Origin of the sequence: Staphylococcus nepalensis (genome assembly GCF_002442935.1) — a bacterium.
Lineage (GTDB): Bacteria > Bacillota > Bacilli > Staphylococcales > Staphylococcaceae > Staphylococcus > Staphylococcus nepalensis.
The window spans coordinates 759,953-781,182 of record NZ_CP017466.1 but is presented as its reverse complement, the minus strand read 5'-3'; the positions used below and the strand labels follow the sequence as shown (position 1 = coordinate 781,182).

The following is a 21,230-nucleotide window of genomic DNA, read 5'->3' as shown; positions in this document are numbered from 1 at the left end:
TACTATACAACTCAATAGATTTTATGTATCATCCCAAAAATATTAAAACGCTTACTTTAAAACAGTCATTTTCCACTTATTGTGAAATTGACAATATCATGATAAAGTAGTCCTAGCTTTTTAATTGTTCATAAAAATATACATAAGGGAGTGCCATAAGGCAATGACTAAAACATTTAAAGCTTTTGTGGTCAATGAACAAGACGGCAAAGTAACAAGCGAATTTAAAGATATCACAATAAATGATCTTCCAGAAGGCGAAGTGTTAATCAAAACCAAATACTCTGGGATTAATTATAAAGATGCCTTAGCTACTGTTGAAAATTCTAAGATCGTTCAATCTTATCCAATGGTGCCTGGGATTGACTTAGCGGGCGTTGTAGCCCATTCAGATACTCATGCTTTTGAACCAGGAGATGAAGTCATCGTAACTGGCTATGATTTAGGGACAAATCATTTTGGAGGCTTTAGTGAATACGTTCGTGTTAAAGAAGAATGGATTGTACCTTTACCAAAGGATCTAACACTTGAAGAAGCAATGATCTATGGAACAGCTGGTTATACAGCGGGGTTAGCAATTGAAAGATTAGAACATAATGGTCTATCAGTTGAAAAGGATAAAGTACTTGTCAGAGGTGCAACTGGAGGCGTAGGCACATTAGCTGTAATGATGTTAGACGCTATTGGTTATAAGGTCATCGCTAGTACAGGGAAATCTGAAGCAACTGACAAACTTAAAGCATTAGGCGCGAAAGATGTAGTGCCTAGGATAACTAAGCATGACGATAAACTACTAGGGAAGCGTACATGGCAAGCAGTCATCGATCCTGTAGGTGGCGAGAGCTTTTCACAAATTGTCAAACAGCTTAATTACAATGGAAGTGTTGCACTTATTGGTATGACTGGAGGCACTACATTTGATAGTTCAGTCTTTCCATTTATATTAAGAGGCGTAAACGTTATCGGTATCGACTCAGTATATACTGAAATGAAACAACGTAAGCATATATGGCGCAGACTAGCCAAAGATTTAAAGCCTGATCAATTACATGATATAAAACATTCCATTAAGTTTAAAGATATCAAAAATAGTATTAATGAAGTTCTTCAACATAAAAACTCTGGTAGAATTGTCATAGAGTTCGACTCATAACATAGTCACTACCAAAACTCCGTACTGTAAAATTCAATTTGAAGTGCGGAGTTTTATTTTATAACAATTTATATAACTTCGTATTTTTATCGGAACTTCAAAAATATTACATTTCATATAAATAAGTATGAATAAATAAAATTATTATACTTTAACATTTACAACTAAAATATGAAAGCGTATACTTATGATTATCGAATATTATCAGGAGGGTTTGTATGGGAATTAAAGTGAATAAGAAACTCATCTTTTTCCTTGGTGCCTTGGGAGGATTACTCTACGGTTATGATATGGGAGTAATTTCAGGTGCTCTATTATTTATAAAAGATGACATTCCATTAAATAGTTTTACTGAAGGACTAGTCGTTGCATCTATGTTAATCGGAGCTATATTTGGTTCTGGGGCAAGTGGTCCTATGTCTGACAGACTTGGTCGTAGACGCGTAGTATTTATTATAGCGATTATCTACATTGTAGGTGCGTTAATTTTAGCGTTAGCGCCATCCATGCCAGTATTAGTTATTGGTAGACTTGTGATTGGATTAGCTGTAGGTGGTTCAACTGCAATTGTACCAGTTTATTTATCAGAAATGGCACCTACTGAACAGCGTGGTTCTTTAAGTTCATTAAACCAATTAATGATTACAATTGGTATTTTATCTTCATATTTAATCAACTATGCTTTTACACCAATCGAAGGATGGAGATGGATGTTAGGTTTAGCAGTATTGCCTTCTCTAATTCTATTAATTGGTGTTGCCTTTATGCCAGAAAGTCCTAGATGGTTACTTGAACATAAAAGTGAAAAAGCTGCTCGTGACGTTATGAAATTGACGTTTAAGGAAAGTGAAATTGACAAAGAAATTGCTGATATGAAAGAAATTAATGCTATTTCTGAAAGCACATGGAAGGTTTTAAAATCACCATGGTTACGCCCAACGCTTATTATTGGTAGTGTGTTTGCATTATTACAACAAATTATAGGTATTAATGCTATTATCTATTACGCACCTACTATTTTTAGTAAAGCTGGTTTAGGTAATGCGACTTCTATTTTAGGTACCGTTGGTATTGGTACGGTAAACGTGCTGATTACAATTGTGGCAATTATGATTATCGATAAGATTGACCGTAAACGCCTATTAGTTATTGGTAATATCGGTATGGTGGCTTCACTATTAATTATGGCGATATTAATTTGGACAATGGGCATCCAATCATCTGCTTGGATTATGGTTGCTTGTCTCACATTATTTATTATATTCTTTGGTTTTACTTGGGGACCAGTACTCTGGGTTATGCTTCCAGAATTATTCCCAATGCGTGCACGTGGCGCTGCAACAGGTATAGCTGCTTTAGTATTATCTATCGGTAGTTTACTAGTTGCACAATTTTTCCCTATTTTGACTGAAGTATTAGCTGTTGAGCAAGTGTTCTTAATCTTTGCTGCTATTGGCGTTTGTGCTTTAATCTTCGTTATTAAATACCTACCAGAAACGCGTGGTCGTAGTTTAGAAGAAATTGAAGCTGATTTACGTTCTAGAACAAACGCAACAGAGGCTGATATTAATGAATCAAAATAATTATTATATCTAAGTTAAGTTAAACAATTAAACTTTAATATTAAAAAAGAGCGGAAAAGAAATCACATTTTCTAAATTGATTTCTTTAATCCGCTCTTTATTTTTGTATGATATTCTAATTCAAAATACAAATTTAATATTTAATATACATACCACAAGAATGTGGTTCAGTAGTGATAAAGCCATATTGTTCATACAGCTTATCTGCAGGATAATCTGCAATCAAACTCACATACGTCCCTTCTTCAGCGACAGATTGAATATATTTCATAATATGTGCCATAACTTGTTTGCCGTACCCTTCACCTTGATATTTTGTATCTACTGCAATATCAATAATCTGAAAAGCAGTGCCTCCATCACCGATCACTCTGCCCATCGCTATTAACGATGCGTCATCATAAACTGTCACATTGAAACAAGCATTTGAAAGCCCCTTTTCAGCCGCTTTCTGAGATTTTTCACTTAGTCCCACTGTTTTTCTCATGTTTCTATAATCTTTTACTGTTGGTGCTTCATGCTTTATCTCAATCACGCTATTTCATCTCCTATCCAAAAGTCATCGTATATCTGATATACAAATTAACACATTATAAATATTTCTTCATTACTACTTTATTAGATTCCTTAAAAGCGTCATTATGACTAGATACATAACCTTCTGGCGCTGCTTCAGGCTCAACATAAAGTTTAGCTAAATTTGCTGCATTTGCAGCATCGCTAAATGCACTCGCAATTAAATGTGCCTTTGCCTCATGATAAATAATATCACCACAGGCATACAAACCATCAATACTTGTCGCTGTATTTCCAAACCCTTTAATACTATATTCACTAAACATATCGACTTGAGTTGTAGATTGTTCTAGTAATGTGTTCTCTCTATCAAAACCATGACTAATAATAACTTCGTCAAATGTACGAGCGATTTGTTCTTTCGTTTCCATATTTTCTAATATCACTTGTTGTATACGTGATTGAGTTGCATCACCTATTAGTTGATAAATATGCGTATTTGGCATTTTTTCTACTGCTAATTGATCTAATAAATCTCTCATCGCTTCATAACCTTTAATATCTGATTTTCGATAAATTAATGTCACACTTTTAGCATAGCCACTTAAATCACTTGCCCAATCTAAAGCAGAATTTCCTGCTCCTGAAATTAAAACGTCTTTATCTTTAAAATGTTTTAAAGATTGCACCACGTAATGCAAGTTTGTTAATTTATATCTTTCTGCGCCTTTAATATCTAATTGTTTTGGATTAATAATGCCACCGCCAATAGCAATAATTACTGATTTAGATTCATAAATATGCCCTTTATCTGTTTCTATTTCAAAATGACGTTCAGCTATTTTTCTAATATCGATGACACGTTCTTCTAAATTGACTTTAGGCTCAAAATGTAAGCCTTGATTTACAGTGTCTTGTATAATTTCATAACAAGGTTTAGGCGCTAATCCACCTATATCCCAAATAATCTTTTCCGGGTAAACATGCATTTTACCTCCAAGTTTATCTTGAATATCAATAATTCTTACCTTCATACCTCTTAACCCAGAATAAAAACTAGCAAATAAGCCTGCTGGTCCACCACCGATAATAATCACATCATCCATAAAATTCCTCCTACAATCTACTAGCACTTTTATTTCATTATCCTATTATTGATAATGCTTATCAATTAAAAAGTGTCAATTTTTAAACTTTAATAATAATCCATGCTTTTTACCTAAAAAAATAGGATGCGCTTAAAATACTAATTACACTTTCACAGCAAGATAACTAACAAAAACTAAAATGGTTATATAAGCAGTCATTTATAACCAAATACACAAAAACGCCTAGCATATGTATGCCTGGCGTTTCTGTCTTTATTAAAGATATAATCAATTAGTTTAGAGCCTAATTTTTATAAGCACTTAATTTTTAGGATTTTTAATAATTGCATTTTTAAGTAAGAAAAATAGTAAAATAAAACCAGCTGTTAAAATTGTATGACCCATACCCGCATATCCTGCAAATGAATCTGGCACTGTAAGCCCCATTACTTGATATGTTCCTTTTGTAAACATCATACCTATAGTAGCTAAGACCCCTAGATTATACACAATAAAGAACCAATTAAATAAATAGTAACTACTTAATTTAAATACTTTAGCTACTGGTAATAAGATAAGGTGCATAAACATGCCTAATATAAGTGTGTGTGTATGCACAACTACTAACTGTGTATCCCCTGTAAAATCATAGGCAAGTGTTAGCTCACGGTAATAAAAACCACTAAGCAATCCTAAAATTGTATAAATTAAAAAAGCATACAGTATTCTGCGCATTCAAAATCCTCCTCAAAATTATTATAAGACAAATCTTTACAAATTACAGTGACAATTCATCAAACATAATAAAAAAAGAGCGTAGAGCAAAAGTCAATCCTTGCCCTACGCTCATTACCATTCTAATTATTATGCTTTACGTGATTTTTTAAAAATGGCTATTAACGATAAAATAATAGCTACAATAGATATAATCCACAAAGCCATCGAATCATTACTGGACTGACTACTTTCAGATTCAACATCAGCATTTTCAGATACTTTCGTTACTGGAGAAGGCTTTTCAGCATCTTCGTCTCCGTCCCATTTAACTGTTTCTCCATCTTCATAAGTTTGATAAGCGTCCCACTTAAAATCGCCTTCTTTTTCAGGGTTGGCTACTTGGATAGGTAAATCTACAAATTCATTTGGTCCTATACCTTTATCTTTAGCTGTCCAAGTAATTTTTGTAATATTCCCATCATCATCTTTTGTTAATTTATGGTCAAATGTTTCATGCGGCGCTACGCCCACAACGTTTACACCTTTAGGAACTTTCAATTCAATTTTTGTAGTGTTAGATTCTTTTTCTACTGGTACTCTAACATCATATTTTTCATAAGAACCTGGTTCACTCGTGTCAGGATTCAATGTCACATGTGCCTCTGCGCTTTTAGAAAATATTAAAGCGGTAAAACAAGCTACGATAGCTAAAATTAATTGTTTTTTCATTATTTATAAGCTCCTTATCCTAGAATATTTAATTGACTCATGATTACACCAACTAATATGAGTATGATACCTATACTCAGTTCACCGAATAATATAAATTTATTCGTGTGCTGATATTTCCCAAGTGCTTTAGTTGTTTGATAAAAACCTAGAAGCATCATCACAACTGTAAGTACGACTTTAACAATTAATAACACACTCCAAGTTTGAATATTTTGCCAAAGTGTTAATATATTCGTTTGATCGATGGACATCAGGATACCTGAAACAACAATAGCTGTCACAGCACCAAGATTTAACTTGAATAAAAAGGATTTCATTTGTTTTACATCAAATTGTGCTTTACTCAACACAGTGACAATTAAATAAATTAACGCACCTAGCCAGAATGACATGCCTATTATGTGAATTGTTCTTATAATAATAGACCATAGTGGTACGGTTTGTGACCAAGCATGCCCAGACATACTAAGCGCAATGAGTATAAGAATTGGTGCTAATATGTACCAACCAGAGACCATATTTTTTATTGTAAAAAGAATTAATAATACAATAACTGCAACCATTGCTAATATAAATGGGGTTTGGAGTAAAGTTGATTTTTGTAAACTTAACACATCTGAGATCACATCAGAAGACAAGGTCATCATATAAATTAAAACAGTAATTACAGAAAGCATCACTAATACCCAAATCGCTGGTGCAGTATATGTTTGTAAATTAAATTGAGGTAATCGTAGTCTTTTTGCTAGTTGATTAACCAGATAAAAGCCAGCTAATGTTATTAGTAAACCTTCTGATATAAAACGCAATACGCCAAACCAAACATCTGGCTGTTCATAAAACGGAGGCGTTGTATCAATGCCATTTGCTGTTTGTTTTCCAACCGAAAATTCAAATTGGTCACTAATTTCATGGCCATCAGCTGACATCGTATGCCAATAGATACTATGTGTGCCCTCTTTTAAATCTTTAACTGGAAAAGTTAATGTGTCTGAAGAACCAGATGTGCTTGGTTTAACTTCAGTAATTTCGGAACCGTTATCATCATAAATTTGAATACTTGAATATTTGGCATGTACTGGTTCATTAAATTGTAATTCGATTTCACTTGGCGTTTCTTCTACGACGCTATTATGTGATGGCGTGACTTTCTCCAACGTTGCATACGCAGCGGCCTGTTGTGAAAAAATAAATATCCCTAATATCAATATAATTATAAACACAAAGCACGAGGTTTTAGAGAATTTATATGTAAATTGCATGTTCATCCCCCTTTTAAAAAGATTATAGTATTTATAATATTAAAGAAAACAACCATTCACAATATAAATATAATTTTGTCAATTTTTAGACAAATAATTATAATTTAAATATAGTTGTTTCCGTTTATTAAAAGTGAAATTTTATTATAACTATTGTAACAGTTTACATTTTACAACTTGTAAACGATATAAAAAAGCGAGACAATAAAATCTCATTTTGCTAAAAAGATTTCATTGTCTCGCCGAATAAAATATACTTACATTCTAATATATTCATTTTCAAAAACATTTAGTATTATTTTTAAATGATAGATATGATTAGCTCCATTATAACTTAATTATTTTCGTCTTGTTCTACTTGGTCGATTTTGTCCACTTTACGTTGCGATCCGCCTTCCCAACTTACGTTAAGGTAAGCTTCAACATTCTTTTTAGCAGCTTCCACGCCTATAATTTGTGCACCCATTGTTAAAATTTGAGCATTATTACTTAATTGTGCTCGTTCAGCAGAATAGTAATCATGTGCCAATGCCGCGCGAATACCTTTTAACTTATTGGCAGTAATGGATACACCAATACCTGTACCACAAATAAGGATGCCGCGTTCATTGTTTCCTTGTTGGATGCTTTTACCTACCTCAGCAGCAACATCTGGGTAATCTGTTTCTGCGCATTGATGACAACCAAAATCTTCAACTTCATGCCCTAATTTTTCGACATGTGACTTAACCGCTTCTTTCAATTCATAACCATTGTGGTCTGCACCAATTGCTATTTTCATTTTAAATTCCTCCTCCAATATTTATTGCTTCTCTCTTATACATATGATTTAAATGTGTCTAGCATGAGATAAGCGGACATTGCGCCGGGGTCAACATGACCTTGTGAACGATGACCAAGTCGTTTGGAGCGCCCTTTATTTGAAACGATATCTTTCGTACTTTCCATCCCTTTTTTAGCTTTCTCTAAAGCGGTGTTAAAAGCATCTTTAAATTGTATATTTTGAGATTGAGCATCCTCTAAAGCGAGATAGAATGGTTCAAGTGTATCAATCATCGTTTTATCACCTATCTCAGCTTTACCTCTATCTTTAATACCTTTACTAAATGCAATCCAAAATTGATATAAGCCTGCCTCGTCTAATTCAGTTTGGTTTTTCACTGCGACTGCAGCTTTAAGATAACCTGATGCATATAGTGGACCTACAGATGATCCCACTGCATCTAAAAAGCTTTTACCTACCGCAACACTAATTTTGGCTATATCATCTTGTTCTTGCAATTCATTATTAATTGTATTTTTTACAGCTTGGTAACCAATATTCATAGTGACGCCATGATCACCATCACCAATTTTTCTATCTAATTCACAAAGGTTATCTTTTTGTTCCTCAAACAACGTCGTTAACGCTAGGATAAATGATTTATATGCTTCACTCGTTAATGTCATTTTGCTTCCTCCTAGACTTCTTTAAAATTTGGACAATCAACTGGATGGTCTATACAAGATTTCAACGTGTCGTCCAACTTCATCAATGTCACCGAGAATCCACCCATTTCCATTGATGTAATGAAATTACCTACATACGATTTATAAGTCTTAATATTTTTTTCTTTTAATATTTCATCTACTTCTTTATTAATAATATATAATTCCATTTGTGACGTTGCACCTAAGCCATTCACTAACACCACAACTTCATCATTCGATTGATAAATATTTTCTTTCAATATATTTTGCATCATAACTTGTACAGTTTCTTTAGCTGAACGTAGCGTTGTTTTTTCAATGCCTGGTTCTCCATGATGTCCTAAACCGATTTCCATTTCATTGTCTTCTAAATCGAAACTAGGCTTGCCAGTTTGTGGCAAATAGCAAGGGCTTAAACCAATACCCATTGAACGTGTATTGTCATTTGCAAGTTGTGCAATACGACGTACTTCTTCTAAGCCATAGCCGAAATCAGCAGCTGCGCCTGCAGCTTTATAAACAAGTAATTCTCCTGCTATGCCTCGTCTTTCTTCGATTTCTTTTGCGGAAGCAACGTCATCATTTCCAATAACAACTGCTGTTTCAATATCATCTTCAATTTCTGTCATTTCACTCGCCATCTCGAAATTCATTAAATCACCTGCGTAATTACCATAAACGTATAAAACACCGTGATTATCATGAATTTCTCTTGTTACAGCTTGTATAGGGATTGGAGAAGGCGAGGCAAATATATTACCTACTGCCACGCCATCCGCCATACCCTGTCCTACATAGCCTAGGAAAGCAGGTTCATGTCCTGAACCACCACCAATTAATATACTCACTTTACGATCAGGATGACGTTTTTTACCAATTAACGCCCTTTGATGTAGGTTTGAACGTCTTATATATTCGGGATAAGCAATTAAATATCCCGTCATTAGCTCATCTATGACGTCATCAGGATTATTAATCATCTTTTTCATTTAAATTCTCTCCTTTTAACTCTCTGATCTCTTATATTGCCTAGCTGTATTAAGGTACAAGAACAATTTTTAATGATTTATCTCCTTTTTTCATTAAGTCAAAACCTGCTTCAAAATCTTTAAGTGGTAGTTGATGTGTCACGACCCCTTCAGTTGGAAAATCTCCATTTTGTATGCCATTAATCACAAGTGGATAGCAGTAAGGTCCTAAATGACTACCCATTAAGTCTAGTTCTTTACGGTCTGAGATAATACTCCAATCAACTGTTACTGGATCACCAAATACAGAGAACTCAACAAATCTCCCTAATTTTCTTATAGCGCTTAATCCTTGTTCAACAGATTTAGGATGACCAGTTGCTTCAATATAAGTATCGCAACCGTAACCTTCTGTCATCTCTTTAATTTCTTTTACAACATCTACTTTAGATGGATTCATTACAATGTCAGCACCAAATTGCTTAGCCAATTCTAAACGATCATCTTTCATATCAAGTACTACCAATGTTTCAGCGCCTGATTTTTTGGCAGCCCCAATCATACCTAACCCAAGTGTCCCAGCGCCAGATAATACAACAAAATCTCCTAACTTGATGTTTGCGCGTTGTACGGCATGTAAACTACAAGCATATGGTTCGATAAGAATTGCTTTTTCAATCGGTAAATCTTCAGGTACTTTATAATTAATTGCTTCTTTAGTGAATTTCATGTATTCTGCCATGCCACCATTCACATTATTTTGGAAGCCATATAAATCGTGTTTTTCACACATCCAATACTCTCCGCGTTTACAGAATCTACATTCCCAACATGGTACGATTTGTTCAGAAATCACACGATCGCCTATGTCAAAGTCAGTCACGTCATCGCCTTTTTCTACAATTCGTGCAATAAACTCATGACCTGGTATCATTGGTGCTTTGATATAAGACGGTTGTGTTTCGTCACCCCAAAAGCTTGGCGCCCCACCATATGCTTTAATATCTCCTGCACAAATACCACATGCTTCAACTTTTACGATAATTTCTTTTGAATTTTCAATAACCGGCGTATCTACAGTTTCATATTTATATTCACCTGGTGCATAAGCTACAACTGCGTTCATTTTGTCTGGATAATTTTGATTTGCCATATATAACAACCCCTTTTTCTTTTAGGAAACGCTTTCATTTATAGTTATTATTCTAATATACATTTTCGTTTATTTCAAATATTTTTTCGTTTATTTTCGTTTTATCTTTCTTTTGTTTTTTTTATAAAAAATTGTGTTAAACTGAACTATGAGATTAAGAAGGATGTGAATCATATGAAAATGTACGCGGATGAACGACGGGAACATATATACACTTACATAAAGTCACATAAGCGAGCTACAGTAAAACAGTTGTCAGATTATCTAAGCGTGACAGAAGCAACTGTTCGTAGTGATTTAAGACTTTTAGAAAGTGAAAATAAACTCACACGTACACATGGTGGCGCAAAAGTTAATAATAATATGAATTCAAAATTAAACTTTTCTTACCGCCTATCACAAAATCATCATGAAAAACATAAAATTAGTCAATACGCTCTAAATAAAATTGAACCACAACAATGTATACTTATTGATGCAAGTTCAACTACCTATGAACTCGCTAAATTAATATCAGAAACGACTATGGAGCTTACAGTTATAACCAATGGCTTAGAAAATGCTGTACTTCTAAAAGAAAATCCTAATTTAACCGTACTTGTAGTTGGAGGGTTTGTTTCCCAAGATTCAAATGCAATTACTGGAAATATCGATTCTCAAATTTTAGAAATGTATCATATCGATTATTTCTTTTTATCAGCAAATGGTTTTACATTGGAAAATGGTTTAACGGATTTCTCATTACCAGAAGTTCAATTGAAGAAGCAAATGGTTCAAGAAAGCGAAAAAGTTATCGCACTTATAGACCAAAGTAAATTTGATGTTTCATCCACACTTTCTTTTGCCAAAATTAACGATATTACTGAAGTTATTACTGATAAAAAACCAAATCGAAAATGGACAGAAAATATGCCTTTCAAATTAACTGTTGTTTAGTTAGTGGTTGCTTTCGTATAACATTAAAAATAAGCTGTATCCATTAGGAAAGTAACTCAATTCCTAACGATACAGCTTATTTTTATATTAAATCCATGAAACTGTTTATATTCCTCCAGTCCATCCAACATTTGTAAAGACATATAATATAAATGATCCGACTATAATCCAAATTAAAAACAATGGCGCCATAAATTTAAACCACGAACTAAAGTTCGCTTTGGCAATCGCAATTGCACCGACTGTTGCACCGAGCGTAGGCGTGATTAAATTACCTAAACCACCTCCAAAGGATAATGAAGTTAAAAGTAATTGATCATTCACACCTAGCGTGTGCGTCACTGGCTGTAATATCGGAACCATAACACTCATTAATCCTGAACCAGAAGGTACCAAGAAATTAAACACACTCGCAACTAAAAATATTAAAATTGAAACGACACCTGCTGAAGATCCATCGAGTTGTGTTGTTAACCCATTTACTATTGTGCTAAGTATTTTTCCTTTTTCTAAAATCACACTAATGGTATTAGCCATAATAATAGCAAATGCTACAACTAACATAGGCTTGGCGCCGGCTAGAAAACCATCTACCATTTCACCTGAACGCTTACGCTTTACTAAGTAAGCAATCACAAAGCTAATGCCAAATACAGTTATAAATACGCCATTACCATATTTTTCTGTCCATTTAAGCATACCGTTACCTACGGCTAAGATAATAGGTGTAAAAATGACTAGACTAACAACCACCACATCTCTCCAATTAATCAATCTATCTTGAATATTCATTTCATCATTTGATGATTGTGTCATGTGCTTCTGCCAAGATGTTGTATTCATCAAACTTTTATTTGGATTTTTAATGACTCTTCTTGCATACCAAACAACGTATAACATTGTAACTAATAAAAACACTACATACATAATTGCTCTGCCACCATACCCAGAATATAAAGCGACTTCAGGGTAAACAATTTGCCCAATTTTTGCCATACCTGAAGGAGATACAGAAAATGCCATATATAATGGGAGAAAGGTCATGGCAAGCGCAATAATTGGGTCTAATTTTAATCTTTTAGCCAAAATAACGCCTAGCGTAACAAAGACAATCATTTGGTCGCCACCTACAAAAAAACCTATAAATGCCATTAATGAAAACAACCCAATAATTAATGGTAAAGCACCAGCATGTTCAAATTTATATATCATATAATTGGTTAGTTTTGTCACTGAATCCAACTGCAATATACCACCTATAGCACCGCCAACAAATAATAATAAAGTCACTGTTTGAGCAGACTGAATGCCTCCGTTTAAAATCAAAGTAATAGCATAAAATGGATTAACGGGGTTTTGTGAAATAGCATGGTAAGTACCTTGCACAATTTCGCCACTCTTTGTAGTATCAAACTCACCTGCCGGAATAATGTATGTCAAAATACATGCAAACATCATCATCATTAACATCATTAATAACACATGTGGTAATTCGAATTTTCTTTTTTCTTTTGTTTTTATTTTGGTTTTTCCAACCTCTTTTTGCGACTGATATCTACGCTGATGTGAAGTTGCACCATATTCAGACATCTCTTTTCACTCCTTAAAATGAGATAAAATAAGTTCATTTCGCTAAGTTTATCTATTTGTTATCTTTGAATGACTATATCTATTTTCCTTGAAAGGAATACCAAGATGATCACGTAATGTATCTCCGTCATAGGATTGTGTATAGTAGCCTTTTTCTTCTAATATAGGTAATACTTTATTTAAAAATTCATCATATATTTCTCCATAAACATGTGGGCCAAATATAAATCCATCTGCTGCCCCTTGTTCAAACCATTCAATCATCAGTTCAGCAACTTCGTTATATGTGCCTGTAAATGGCGAACGCCTTACCGTTTCTTCTAGTGCAACTTGTCTTAAAGTTAAATTTTGTGATTTGGCACGTTCAGCAATTGCATCTGTTGTAGCACGAAAACTATTTTTGCCTACTTCACCTAATTCAGGAAACGGTGCATCGAGTTCATATTGACTGAAATCATGATGATCATAATATCTTCCTAAGTAATCTAAAGCATCTTCAATTGTAGCCAACGATTTAATTTCATTAAATCGCGCTTCTACTTCATCTTTATCTTTTCCAATGATTGGCGCAAGTATAGGATAGACTTTAATATGTTCTGGATTTCTTCCAAACGCTTGAGCTTGATCCTTAATACTGTCATAGTTACGCTTGGCAATATCAAGTGATTCCCCTAATGTAAATACGGCGTCTGCATACTTTGCAGCATATGCTTGTCCTTTCGGTGAAGCACCTGCCTGAAATATAACAGGTTGTCCTTGTTCTGAACGACTCGCATTTAAAGGCCCTTTAACTTGGAAAAATTGACCATTGTAATCTAATGTATGCATTTTACTTTTATCAACATATTCACCTGTCTCAACATCGAACATAAATGCATCATCTTCGTAAGAATCCCATAATCCTTGAACTACTTGGATATGTTCTTCTGCGATATCATACCGAATATCATGTTCTGGATGATCTCCTTTACTATAATTATCAGCACTTCCCGCTAAAGGTGACGTCACAACATTCCAACCGGCACGACCATTACTTAACTTATCAATAGTTGAAAGTTGTCTTGCAACTGTGAATGGCTCACTGTACGAAGTTGAAATAGTTCCTACTAACCCGATTTGTGTTGTTATCGGAGCAAGTGCTGCTAAAAAAGTTAATGGCTCATGCCTATCTAAAAAGTGTGGTATCGATTTTTCATTTATATATAACCCATCTGCTACAAAAACAAAGCTAAACCCAGCTTGTTCTGCTTTACGTGCGATATCCAATTGAAAATTAAAATTTGTACTTGCATCACTAGGTACTTCATCCGATTTCCAAGCATGCATATGACTACCAGGGCCATTCAACATAATTCCTAAATCTATCTTTTTATTAGTCATTTTACCCCTTCTTTCAAATTCTCTTTATTGTAAACTTGTGCTAACTGTTCTAATGTTTTTAAACGTAATGCATGATTTTTCACTGGCATATGAAACATAAACTCATCAACGTGATTATCAATATTTAATTCTTGAATCTGTTGTTGTATTGATTCAGCTGTACCATTAAATACTTCTATTTGTTGCGCTTCTATTTCAAAATGCTCTGAACTTTGCTTTTTAAAATCCTCAATTTGATGCTTACTACTTAACGTTAACTTACGCCCATCATTAAAATGCAACACATAATTTGTTCTTCCTTCTTCAATTAAGGCGCTATCTTCATCGTTCTCCGATACGACAGCAGCTAACGCGACGATTATTTTCCCTTCAGGATAATGGGCTTTATATGTACTGATTGCTTTGTGTAAAAGCGCCTGATCAGAATTTAAAAAATAAGCATAAATAAAACCAACTTTTTCATCAGCTGCAAAACATGCTGAACGCTCACTTCCCCCTAAAAGAAAGACTTGCGGTTTCTGAATTTCTTCATTACGGATTGTTGTTTTTAAATTTGAATAGGCATCTACTTCTGAAAATGTTTCATTATTAAATTGATTGAGTCGATGAAATTTATCGTTGAAAGATGTAGGTGTGTCCTTGATATCTTCTTGCAAGGCTTGGGTAGCTAACGGAAAACCACCAGGTGCTTTACCAATACCTAAATCAACTCTTCCTGGAGCAATATGGCTAATAAAATGAAACTGCTCAATCACTTTGAATGGGCTATAATGCTGTAACATAACGCCACCAGAACCAACTCTTATATGGTTTGTTTGATTTAATAAATGCGTAACTAATATTTCAGGACTTGTCCCCACTACTTCCTTTATATTATGATGTTCTGCCACAAAATATCTTGTATAATTTAACTTTTCTGCTACTTGTGCTAATTCAACGGTTCTAGATAAGCCTGTATTAACTGATTCATTATCATCTATTGGACTTTGGTCAAGAATACTTATAACTGTCATAAACAGCCCCCCAATCATTTTCTGAAAATTATATTAATTGTAATCTTAGACGTACTTCTTGTTTTTGTCAAGTATCCTTATCGATTTACTATGTTTTAAAAAGTGATGCCCACAGACCATTGTTCTCTCTCATTATCGATAAATGACGATACTAAAACGACACTAATTTTTAGCCCATACATGCTTTATTGCATAAAAAAAGAGACCCGTTTGGATCTCTGATTGCCTACAAAGAGCAATGAGCTCTTATATTCTTAAGCACAACAGATGGCCGGGTCTCTCAAAGTATGAAAATCAACATTGATTTCATATGTTTGCTATCATAATATTAAATTTTACATATACTATAGAACTCAACGTCATTTTTTAATATGACCATCCTAATGTATGTTCTACTACGTTTTCATTTTCAATATTATCAATATCTATCATAGATTCTGAAATATTTCTTGAATGGTAACCAATACGTTCTAAGATAGCTATCATATCTAGATATAACAAGCCACCTTCTAACGTACACTCTCCTGAACTTAAACGCTTAATATGTTTTTTTCGGAGATCATGCTCAAGTGAATAAGAGTCATTACTTAAACTTACTATTTCATCTTTTTTAACTCTGTCATACACACTAAACATTTCAACTGTCTTTTCAAGAGACGCATTGACATGATTATATAATTTTTCAATACTTCTTTCTGCCTTCTCAGAAATCTGTATTGAGTCTGCTTCTTTTTTCTTTAAATCTAGTAAATACGCTTCAGTCAAACTCGCTACTTTTATAAACGTTCGATTTACGTCGAATAGTACAGACATTCTTTCCGCATCTTGTTTCGATATCTTTTTCTCTGAAATTTTAGTTAAATATTGTCTTACATTTTCATACATGCTTTCTACAGCAGCACGCTTTTGGAGTATCTCTTTTTCTGTTTTTCCATCACAATTTTTTATGTTTTCGAACATATCGAATGTCATTCTGCCTATGTTTTGAATTTCATCTTGTGCTTCTTGCAAAGCTATATTAGGCGCTCTATTAATTAAATTTTTATCTAATACTCTTGGCTTATATTTTTCATTCAAATCTTCACCTGGCACTAATTTCGTCACAATCCAAGCTAAAACAAAGATAAATGGTAATTGAATCAATGTATTTGTTACGTTGAAAGTACCATGTGCAAAGGCGATTACCATTTCAGGTTTTAAATTCACGGCACCTTGCATCCACTCAATTACTAATTGAAATAGTGGCAAGATGATTAAGAATATCGTCGCGCCTATAACATTAAATAATACATGAACCAAGGCCACACGTTTTGCTGCTAATGATCCAGCTAAACTGGCAAGAATTGCAGTAATTGTCGTACCAATGTTATCTCCCAACAATACTGGTAAGGCACCGTGTAGACTAATCAAGTCATTAGCAAAGAACCCTTGTAAAATACCGATTGTGGCACTTGAACTTTGTATAATAACTGTTAAGACTGTTCCAGCTAACACACCATAAATTGGATTAGAAGACATATCTAACATAATTTGTTTAAAGGAATCTAAATTAGCTAATGGTTTTACTGCACCGCCCATTAATTCTAAACCATAGAACAATGCACCGAAACCAAATAAAATCATGCCTATATTTTTAACTTTGCGTTTTTGTATAAAGAAAATTAAAAACGCACCAATGGCTAAAATAGGCAACGAATAGGCACCAATATCAATACCTATAATAAATGCAGTAACCGTAGTACCAATATTCGCTCCCATAACGACGCCAATAGCTTGACGCATTGTCATAAAACCTGCACTAACAAGACCTATAGTAATAACTGTAGTACCTGAACTACTTTGAATTAAAATTGTCACAATCATACCTGCTAGTACACCCATCAAAGGGTTACTCGTAAAGGTATTTAATATACTTCTTAATCTATCACCAGCAGCAGCTTGTAAACCGTCGCCCATTTGTTTAATACCATATAAAAAGATTCCCAATCCACCTATAAAAGTAAATATAATCTCCATTACAGAAGAGTCCATCGTCACACCTCTTTAAAATATTTGTAAACTATGTGAATTATAACTAATTTTTGTTAAGCTAATGTTAATTTCTAGTTAAAATTAGAATCTAATTTCTAAATAATTTTGTAATCTTATTTCAACAGGCGTTTATTCGCATTTCAAAGCCCGTCATTACAACCCTGACAGTAATATGTACATTTATAAAAATTATGTCTATTTAATGAAATATCTAAATATTGATTAAATGCTTATCCAAAATAACATTAACAATATAGAATAGAACTTGTCATATTTTCAAATCTTCGCTACTATTAAAAAGAATTTAACGAAGGGAAGATTTATATTGTGATCACTGCTTATAAACATACACGTACACAAGAGGTTGTGACATCTACTTTAGACCATAACGCATCATGGATTAACGTTATAGACCCAAATTGGGAAGAAATAGAACAATTAATGACCTTATATCATATACCTGAAGATTTTATTAAAGACCCACTAGATACTGAAGAAAGTTCACGTATTGAATATGATGAAGATACACGCTATTCTCTTATTATTCTAGACTTACCTGTTGTCAATGATACAAACCTTAAAGTGCTGTCTTTTACCACGATTCCTTTAGGTATTATTATTGGTAATCAAAAAATAATTACTGTATGTAATATTGAAAATGAGTTTCTCGAAAAATTCAGCCAGCAAAATATTAATTTACATTTTCACAGTCGCTTCGCACTCAATATTTTATTAACTATTGCGAATCATTACAATAGAAATCTTAAATTATTGAACAAAACGAGATTACGTATAGAGCGTGATTTAAAAAATAATGTTACAAATAAGCAATTATATAACTTAATGGAAGTTGAAAAGAGTTTAGTTTATTTCTTAGCTGCACTCAAAGGCAATGAAACAATTATCAAAAAACTTTTTAGAGTACCTGCAATCAAGCGGTTTGAAGAAGATGAAGCGTTACTTGAAGACTTATTAATTGAAAATAACCAAGCTTTGGAAACGACGCGATTATATACAGACATATTAGAAAGCATTACTACTTCGTATGCATCATTACTTTCAAATGAAATGAATAACACTATGAAAACACTAACACTATTCACTGTATTTTTAACGCTACCGACCCTAGTATTTAGCTTTTTTGGAATGAATGTTCCATTACCTATCGATGAACATAGTTATATTTCTTGGATTATCGTAATCGGTATTTCACTAACAATTGTTTCTTTAGTCGGCGCATTTTTATGGCGTAAACAAAAATTTTAATAAAAAGAACTAAAGACAATTTATCTTTATTTTTTATAAAAACACACCCCTAAAATGAATGATACCATTCAACTTTAGGGGTGTATCTTAAATTATTGTTTATCCGTAATCACACATATTTTTTTCTGAAAGACAAAGCATACGTTACAACAAATGTAACTATAAAAGTAATAGCTATACCTATGCCATAATGTAACCATCCGTGGTTCACACCACTGATGGAAATGAACCCTGGTAAACCTGCAGTTCCTAATGCGATCGCTTTTACTTTAAAAAATGATATATAGGCTGCACCAATTCCAGAACCTATAATTGCTCCAATAAATGGGTATCTTAATTTTAAGTTCACTCCAAACATTGCAGGTTCAGTAACACCTAATAATGCTGAAATACCTGCAGCAGAAGCTATCCCTTTTAATTTCTTATTCTTTTTTATAATTAGAAAAGCAGCAAGCGCAGCTGCGCCTTGTGCCACATTTGACATCGTTGCTATCGGGAAAATAAATGATCCGCCGGTCGTTGCGTTATCAGCAATGAGCTGAGTTTCAATTGCGATAAAGCTGTGATGCATGCCTGTTATCACAATAGGTGCATATAACAGTCCAAATATTAGTCCTCCAATTGCACCGCCGAATTCATATAACCACGTTAAACCATCTGAAAGCCAGTAACCCAATGTTCTTGTTATAGGTCCAACAAATAAAAATGTTATAAAAGCGGTAACTAATATTGAGATTAAAGGTGTCAATAAGTTATCTAACACCGTTGGCACGACCTTACGCAATCCTTGTTCTAATTTAGCCAATATATAAGTTGCTACTAACATAGGTAATACTTGTCCTTGGTATCCGACTCGATTAATTTCTAACCCAAATAAATGCCAGTGAGGGATTGATTTTCCTAATTCAACCGCTTTAGGATAATCGTATGCGCTCATTAGTTCTGGGTGAACTAGAATCATCCCTAGGGCAGCCCCTAAAAACGCATTACCGCCAAAACGTTTTGCTGCGCTAAAACCAATTAAAATTGGTAGCAACGTGAAAGGTGCATTAGCAAATATATCAATCATTTCTGCTAAGCCTTTAAATTGGCTATGTACCTCTATTAAAGAATGATGATTATAAAATATACCTGGCGCTGTTAAAATATTATTAATACCCATTAACAAACCACCAGCTACAATTGCTGGGATAATAGGTACAAATATGTCTGATAACATTTTCACAAATTTTTGGAATGGGTTCATGCTCTTATTACCTTCAGATTTCACCTCTGAAGTTGCCGATGCTTCTTTTCCTGTGATTTTTTCCAATTCTGCGAACACCTTATTTACAGTACCTGAACCTATGATAATTTGGTACTGACCTCCTGTGGCAAAGGTGCCTTTTACTACTTCCATTGATGATAAACTTTCTTCATCAATCAAACTTTCATCTTTGAGCACAAGACGTAATCTCGTGGCGCAATGTGCCATTGCATCAATATTATTCTCTCCGCCAATCGCATTTAAAATACTCTCAGCTGATTTTTTATAATTCATAGTTTAACCTCCCAATAACGAAACCGGTTCCAAATTCCTTTACTATTATTGTAACCGGTTCCAAATTAGAACGCAATATTTTTTGAAATTTTGATGATTTTTAAGCTTTATTATTTATCCAAGAATCTCAATGTCCTTTTTGCTAATATCGCTATAATACTGGCTTATTTTAAAAATAAAATAGTCTTTGAGTTTGTTAATACTTTCCAACGTATCTAGCCCATTTTGTAAATGAATTAGCCATGACCTAGCTGGACAAGCCGTATTATAAAACTCTTTATGGATTCTTACCGTGGTTCTATTAACAGGTAAATGATATTTCTTTAATATTGCAGCAGCTAACCAGAAACTAACTTCTTCTACCTTCATAAACTCATTATCATTTAATACACCATTTATTTTAGATTGGCATCGTTCTATCCCAATATAGTGGGTATTCGCAAACTTATCTCCGCAGTGCCATTCCGTATAATGTGTTGGATGAAACCAATAACAAGTCGTTTGATCAACATAAACACTTGCCCACCCTTTTTCTAACTCATCTTGGTCGATTCTTTTTTTTAACCAAGTGATATATGCTTTTGCTGTATAATTTTCTGCATCATCATGAAGCACCACACCTAATATATCTCTTTTCAATTCTGTGATTGTCTCAGTTAGATTAAAATAATCAGAATATATATGTTCCATAAGCCACTCTCCTATTATTAAAATTTCTTACCATGAACCACTTAAATTTATCTATAAAATAATTAAGGACGTATACAATTTAATTTATCAGACGAAATCAACTGCCAAAATAGGAAAAAAGTTATATTTAATATGTTAATAT

Annotated in this window: 19 protein-coding genes; 4 read left to right on the top strand and 15 right to left on the bottom strand. The window is 33.6% G+C overall.

What is annotated here, in order from left to right:
* Window positions 1–163 precede the first annotated feature (163 nt).
* Together BJG89_RS03390 and glcP are read left to right on the top strand one after the other, a co-directional pair.
* Window positions 164–1,153, top strand: coding sequence for an acrylyl-CoA reductase family protein (locus BJG89_RS03390; protein ID WP_096808556.1), 990 nt, complete (start codon window positions 164–166; stop codon window positions 1,151–1,153).
* A gap of 218 nt (window positions 1,154–1,371) precedes the next feature.
* Window positions 1,372–2,736: a glucose transporter GlcP gene (gene glcP, locus BJG89_RS03385; protein WP_182478054.1), complete on the top strand. Its 1,365-nt coding sequence runs from the start codon at window positions 1,372–1,374 to the stop codon at window positions 2,734–2,736.
* 133 nt (window positions 2,737–2,869) lie between these two features.
* Here the strand turns inward: glcP and BJG89_RS03380 are convergent, their stop codons facing one another.
* The 9 genes from BJG89_RS03380 to BJG89_RS03340 form a co-directional block, all read right to left on the bottom strand.
* On the bottom strand, window positions 2,870–3,271 hold the full coding sequence (locus BJG89_RS03380; protein WP_096808555.1) for a GNAT family N-acetyltransferase: 402 nt from the start codon (window positions 3,269–3,271) through the stop codon (window positions 2,870–2,872).
* Window positions 3,272–3,326: 55 nt separating this feature from the next.
* On the bottom strand, window positions 3,327–4,358 hold the full coding sequence (locus BJG89_RS03375; RefSeq protein WP_096808554.1) for an NAD(P)/FAD-dependent oxidoreductase: 1,032 nt from the start codon (window positions 4,356–4,358) through the stop codon (window positions 3,327–3,329).
* A 303-nt stretch (window positions 4,359–4,661) separates the two neighbouring features.
* Window positions 4,662–5,075 (bottom strand): DUF2871 domain-containing protein, encoded by a 414-nt coding sequence (locus BJG89_RS03370; protein WP_096808553.1) that lies wholly within the window; start codon window positions 5,073–5,075, stop codon window positions 4,662–4,664.
* Window positions 5,076–5,204: 129 nt separating this feature from the next.
* The gene (locus tag BJG89_RS03365; RefSeq protein ID WP_096808552.1) at window positions 5,205–5,786 is read right to left on the bottom strand and encodes a YcnI family copper-binding membrane protein; all 582 of its coding nucleotides are present in this window, start codon (window positions 5,784–5,786) and stop codon (window positions 5,205–5,207) included.
* A gap of 14 nt (window positions 5,787–5,800) precedes the next feature.
* Window positions 5,801–7,051 (bottom strand): copper resistance CopC/CopD family protein, encoded by a 1,251-nt coding sequence (locus BJG89_RS03360; RefSeq protein WP_096808551.1) that lies wholly within the window; start codon window positions 7,049–7,051, stop codon window positions 5,801–5,803.
* A 334-nt stretch (window positions 7,052–7,385) separates the two neighbouring features.
* Window positions 7,386–7,832, bottom strand: a complete 447-nt coding sequence (gene rpiB, locus BJG89_RS03355) for a ribose 5-phosphate isomerase B (RefSeq protein ID WP_096808550.1) — start codon at window positions 7,830–7,832, stop codon at window positions 7,386–7,388.
* A 35-nt stretch (window positions 7,833–7,867) separates the two neighbouring features.
* Window positions 7,868–8,500, bottom strand: coding sequence for a dihydroxyacetone kinase subunit DhaL (gene dhaL, locus BJG89_RS03350; protein ID WP_096808549.1), 633 nt, complete (start codon window positions 8,498–8,500; stop codon window positions 7,868–7,870).
* 11 nt (window positions 8,501–8,511) lie between these two features.
* The gene (locus tag BJG89_RS03345; RefSeq protein WP_096808548.1) at window positions 8,512–9,510 is read right to left on the bottom strand and encodes a dihydroxyacetone kinase subunit DhaK; all 999 of its coding nucleotides are present in this window, start codon (window positions 9,508–9,510) and stop codon (window positions 8,512–8,514) included.
* 49 nt (window positions 9,511–9,559) lie between these two features.
* Window positions 9,560–10,642, bottom strand: coding sequence for an MDR/zinc-dependent alcohol dehydrogenase-like family protein (locus BJG89_RS03340; RefSeq protein ID WP_096808547.1), 1,083 nt, complete (start codon window positions 10,640–10,642; stop codon window positions 9,560–9,562).
* 174 nt (window positions 10,643–10,816) lie between these two features.
* On the opposite strand from BJG89_RS03340, the gene BJG89_RS03335 reads away from it, so the two are divergent.
* Complete coding sequence (locus tag BJG89_RS03335) at window positions 10,817–11,578, top strand: DeoR/GlpR family DNA-binding transcription regulator (protein WP_096808546.1); 762 nt, start codon at window positions 10,817–10,819, stop codon at window positions 11,576–11,578.
* Between the two features lie 105 nt (window positions 11,579–11,683).
* On the opposite strand, the gene BJG89_RS03330 is transcribed toward BJG89_RS03335, so the two are convergent.
* The 4 genes from BJG89_RS03330 to BJG89_RS03315 form a co-directional block, all read right to left on the bottom strand.
* On the bottom strand, window positions 11,684–13,168 hold the full coding sequence (locus BJG89_RS03330) for a Na+/H+ antiporter NhaC family protein (protein WP_096808545.1): 1,485 nt from the start codon (window positions 13,166–13,168) through the stop codon (window positions 11,684–11,686).
* Window positions 13,169–13,216: 48 nt separating this feature from the next.
* Complete coding sequence (locus BJG89_RS03325; protein WP_096808544.1) at window positions 13,217–14,548, bottom strand: LLM class flavin-dependent oxidoreductase; 1,332 nt, start codon at window positions 14,546–14,548, stop codon at window positions 13,217–13,219.
* On the bottom strand, window positions 14,545–15,561 hold the full coding sequence (locus BJG89_RS03320; protein ID WP_096808543.1) for an MsnO8 family LLM class oxidoreductase: 1,017 nt from the start codon (window positions 15,559–15,561) through the stop codon (window positions 14,545–14,547). The genes BJG89_RS03325 and BJG89_RS03320 overlap by 4 nt, the downstream gene beginning before the upstream one ends.
* Before the next feature lie 366 nt (window positions 15,562–15,927).
* A complete protein-coding gene (locus BJG89_RS03315; RefSeq protein WP_096808542.1) occupies window positions 15,928–17,592 on the bottom strand; it encodes a Na/Pi cotransporter family protein in 1,665 nt (554 codons plus the stop codon).
* A gap of 327 nt (window positions 17,593–17,919) precedes the next feature.
* On the opposite strand from BJG89_RS03315, the gene BJG89_RS03310 reads away from it, so the two are divergent.
* Window positions 17,920–18,858, top strand: coding sequence for a magnesium transporter CorA family protein (locus BJG89_RS03310; RefSeq protein WP_096808541.1), 939 nt, complete (start codon window positions 17,920–17,922; stop codon window positions 18,856–18,858).
* Window positions 18,859–18,967: 109 nt separating this feature from the next.
* On the opposite strand, the gene BJG89_RS03305 is transcribed toward BJG89_RS03310, so the two are convergent.
* Complete coding sequence (locus BJG89_RS03305; protein WP_096808540.1) at window positions 18,968–20,398, bottom strand: sucrose-specific PTS transporter subunit IIBC; 1,431 nt, start codon at window positions 20,396–20,398, stop codon at window positions 18,968–18,970.
* 114 nt (window positions 20,399–20,512) lie between these two features.
* Window positions 20,513–21,088, bottom strand: a complete 576-nt coding sequence (locus tag BJG89_RS03300) for a peptidoglycan recognition protein family protein (protein WP_096808539.1) — start codon at window positions 21,086–21,088, stop codon at window positions 20,513–20,515.
* Window positions 21,089–21,230: the final 142 nt, after the last annotated feature.

Excerpts from the sequence above, each read along its gene's own strand:
- BJG89_RS03390 (WP_096808556.1), top strand. The coding sequence starts at position 164 with ATGACTAAAACATTTAAAGCTTTTGTGGTCAATGAACAAGACGGCAAA.
- glcP (WP_182478054.1), top strand. The coding sequence starts at position 1,372 with ATGGGAATTAAAGTGAATAAGAAACTCATCTTTTTCCTTGGTGCCTTG.
- BJG89_RS03375 (WP_096808554.1), bottom strand. The coding sequence starts at position 4,358 with ATGGATGATGTGATTATTATCGGTGGTGGACCAGCAGGCTTATTTGCT.
- BJG89_RS03370 (WP_096808553.1), bottom strand. The coding sequence starts at position 5,075 with ATGCGCAGAATACTGTATGCTTTTTTAATTTATACAATTTTAGGATTG.
- BJG89_RS03365 (WP_096808552.1), bottom strand. The coding sequence starts at position 5,786 with ATGAAAAAACAATTAATTTTAGCTATCGTAGCTTGTTTTACCGCTTTA.
- BJG89_RS03360 (WP_096808551.1), bottom strand. The coding sequence starts at position 7,051 with ATGCAATTTACATATAAATTCTCTAAAACCTCGTGCTTTGTGTTTATA.
- rpiB (WP_096808550.1), bottom strand. The coding sequence starts at position 7,832 with ATGAAAATAGCAATTGGTGCAGACCACAATGGTTATGAATTGAAAGAA.
- dhaL (WP_096808549.1), bottom strand. The coding sequence starts at position 8,500 with ATGACATTAACGAGTGAAGCATATAAATCATTTATCCTAGCGTTAACG.
- BJG89_RS03345 (WP_096808548.1), bottom strand. The coding sequence starts at position 9,510 with ATGAAAAAGATGATTAATAATCCTGATGACGTCATAGATGAGCTAATG.
- BJG89_RS03340 (WP_096808547.1), bottom strand. The coding sequence starts at position 10,642 with ATGGCAAATCAAAATTATCCAGACAAAATGAACGCAGTTGTAGCTTAT.
- BJG89_RS03335 (WP_096808546.1), top strand. The coding sequence starts at position 10,817 with ATGAAAATGTACGCGGATGAACGACGGGAACATATATACACTTACATA.
- BJG89_RS03330 (WP_096808545.1), bottom strand. The coding sequence starts at position 13,168 with ATGTCTGAATATGGTGCAACTTCACATCAGCGTAGATATCAGTCGCAA.
- BJG89_RS03325 (WP_096808544.1), bottom strand. The coding sequence starts at position 14,548 with ATGACTAATAAAAAGATAGATTTAGGAATTATGTTGAATGGCCCTGGT.
- BJG89_RS03320 (WP_096808543.1), bottom strand. The coding sequence starts at position 15,561 with ATGACAGTTATAAGTATTCTTGACCAAAGTCCAATAGATGATAATGAA.
- BJG89_RS03315 (WP_096808542.1), bottom strand. The coding sequence starts at position 17,592 with ATGGACTCTTCTGTAATGGAGATTATATTTACTTTTATAGGTGGATTG.
- BJG89_RS03305 (WP_096808540.1), bottom strand. The coding sequence starts at position 20,398 with ATGAATTATAAAAAATCAGCTGAGAGTATTTTAAATGCGATTGGCGGA.
- BJG89_RS03300 (WP_096808539.1), bottom strand. The coding sequence starts at position 21,088 with ATGGAACATATATATTCTGATTATTTTAATCTAACTGAGACAATCACA.